The organism is Bartonella queenslandensis AUST/NH15 (genome assembly GCF_000312585.1).
Classification (GTDB): domain Bacteria; phylum Pseudomonadota; class Alphaproteobacteria; order Rhizobiales; family Rhizobiaceae; genus Bartonella; species Bartonella queenslandensis_A.
On the sequence record NZ_HE998015.1, the window covers coordinates 1 to 2,035 of the forward strand.

Consider the following 2,035-nt stretch of genomic DNA (forward strand, 5'->3'; position numbering starts at 1 on the left):
AACCCCAATTTTTTTAAAGCCCCGCATTTTGAAATTATTCTCCTCTTAATTTTGATGCGAAATTTTTTAGACCGCGAAGACCAAGACGACCAGATGCAAGAGTACCACGACCAGCTGCTCTGCTAGAATGGTGAGCTAAATGTGTTGATGTTGTAAGAGATGCTCCTCCGGAAGCTAAAGCGGATGCAATTCCGGGTAAATGGATGAAAAGATAAATTCCACCAGTTCCAATAATCAAAAATTGTATTATAGAAAACATGATATCTGTAATGTCACCAGAAAGGATATCTACCGCAAGACTCACGTATACGTTACCAAGCAAGGTGACTAATATTTGTAAAATGATAAAATTTGCGACTTGTCCTAACCACGCTTCTGTAAAGCGTCTTGTTGTTGAAAACATATAAAAGCTTATGAAAAGTGGTCCTACCGATAAGACAAGAAATGAACCAAGTTTAGCAAACATTGTGACGATGAAGCCGATAGTGCTAAAAAAACCAGCAATGAATAAACAGATTAAACCAGCTATCCAGTTAACAAGATACTTCCCCATATCATACCATTCTGTATATTTGTTTGCTGCATCAAAAACGTGAGCAGAAGCATGTTGCATCATATTGTCCCAGACATTTTTATCTGAGCTTGCTCCTTGGGTGATGTTTGCAATGGCGTTAGGAAGATCCGTAAAAAATATGTTTTTGATCCAAAAGTTATATTGAGAGGCATTTGTCGTGAGTGTAACAATGATACCAAGTTTGAAAGCTGTCGCTATAAAATCCCATAAGGGCATAGAAGAACGCCCATACATAACGTTATAACCTATAAATGCAATATAGATTATACAAGATGCCGAAAGAGGAGCAGATAAAGAACTTGAAAGATGGCTAATGGTCTTATCCATTATGTTCCCAAGAGTATTCATTAAACGGTTATCTATACTAGTGTATGTAGGAACGTAATTTATTACCGACATTGAAAATCCTTTTTATTTTTTATAAAAAAAACTATTGAGCATTTTTTTCAGCTTCTTCTTTCTCTTTTTGTTCGGCTTTAGCGCGCTCTTTTGCTTCTCGTTCTTCTTGTATTTTATTTATTTTCTCTAGAGCCTTCTTATAATTTTCGTTGGCTTTTTTACGTTGTTCAGCTTCAAGTTCCTTAGCGGCTTGTCGGACGTTTTGACAATTTTTAGAATTATCAGAAGCAGCACATTTCCATTGAAATTCGCTTATTAATTTTTCATTTTTTTTAAATTCTTCTACGCTGTAGGTTTTTTCACAACCAGCAATGATAAGTCCTGTGCAAAGCAGTAATGCTGTTATAATGATCTTATTCATTGTTTGAGTCCTTCTTTTAGTGACCACGAATTTTTTTTGCATAGTCTAGGTATCTTTTACTAGATTCTTCTCTAGCACGGATAATTTCAGCTTCAGATTGAGCTTGTTGAATCATAGAAGTGGCTTGTGTTTGTAAGACCTCTGCTTGTAATATTGCTTGTATAGCTGCTAATTGAGTTTGAGCGTCTTGAACTTCAGCTGCGGTTTTAGCATTTTTAAGTTTTTCAATGATCTTGCTAATGGCTTCTTTCTTTTTATTAGCACCTTCGTAAACTGCTTGCCCTGTTGCGGCTTGTCCTATATTACGATTGTGCATTTTTTCCACTTCTTTCTTATAAAAAGCATCAACGGCTTCTTTTGATCCTCCACCCCCTGATGGCTCTTTATATAAAAGTTTTTCTTTCCATTTTTCGATATTTCCGCTACTACCACCACTACCGGTGCCATCTATTGATTGTTCTAAATTATTAAAATCAGAAGGGAGAGCAGCATTATTTCCTTGTTTGTTGAGCAATTCTTGAAGAGCGGATAAATCTGTTTTCCCATTTAAAGAGCTATAGAGCTCTTTCATTTGGTCAAGCTGACCTTTCAGTTGATCAAGCTGTTGTTTGCCTTGTTCGAACTGTTTTAATGCTTGTTTATATTGCTCAGCTAATTTTGCAGCAGCTGTGGGATCAAATACCACAAGTGCAAATGAATTT

General features: G+C 36.1%; 3 protein-coding genes. All 3 read right to left on the reverse strand.

The annotated features are described in order from the left end of the window. Positions 1-34: 34 nt before the first annotated feature. Positions 35-973, reverse strand: coding sequence for a TrbL/VirB6 family protein (locus BN338_RS09080; protein ID WP_039761281.1), 939 nt, complete (start codon positions 971-973; stop codon positions 35-37). A gap of 31 nt (positions 974-1,004) precedes the next feature. Further along, the gene (locus BN338_RS09085) at positions 1,005-1,334 is read right to left on the reverse strand and encodes an EexN family lipoprotein (RefSeq protein WP_039761283.1); all 330 of its coding nucleotides are present in this window, start codon (positions 1,332-1,334) and stop codon (positions 1,005-1,007) included. Positions 1,335-1,350: 16 nt separating this feature from the next. Next, positions 1,351-2,035 (reverse strand): TrbJ/VirB5 family protein (locus tag BN338_RS09090; protein WP_051018533.1); only part of this gene is annotated, 685 nt, incomplete at its 5' end.

Bases quoted from the DNA above. Each gene is read 5' to 3' on its own strand.
- BN338_RS09080 (WP_039761281.1), bottom strand. From the start codon at position 973: ATGTCGGTAATAAATTACGTTCCTACATACACTAGTATAGATAACCGT.
- BN338_RS09085 (WP_039761283.1), bottom strand. From the start codon at position 1,334: ATGAATAAGATCATTATAACAGCATTACTGCTTTGCACAGGACTTATC.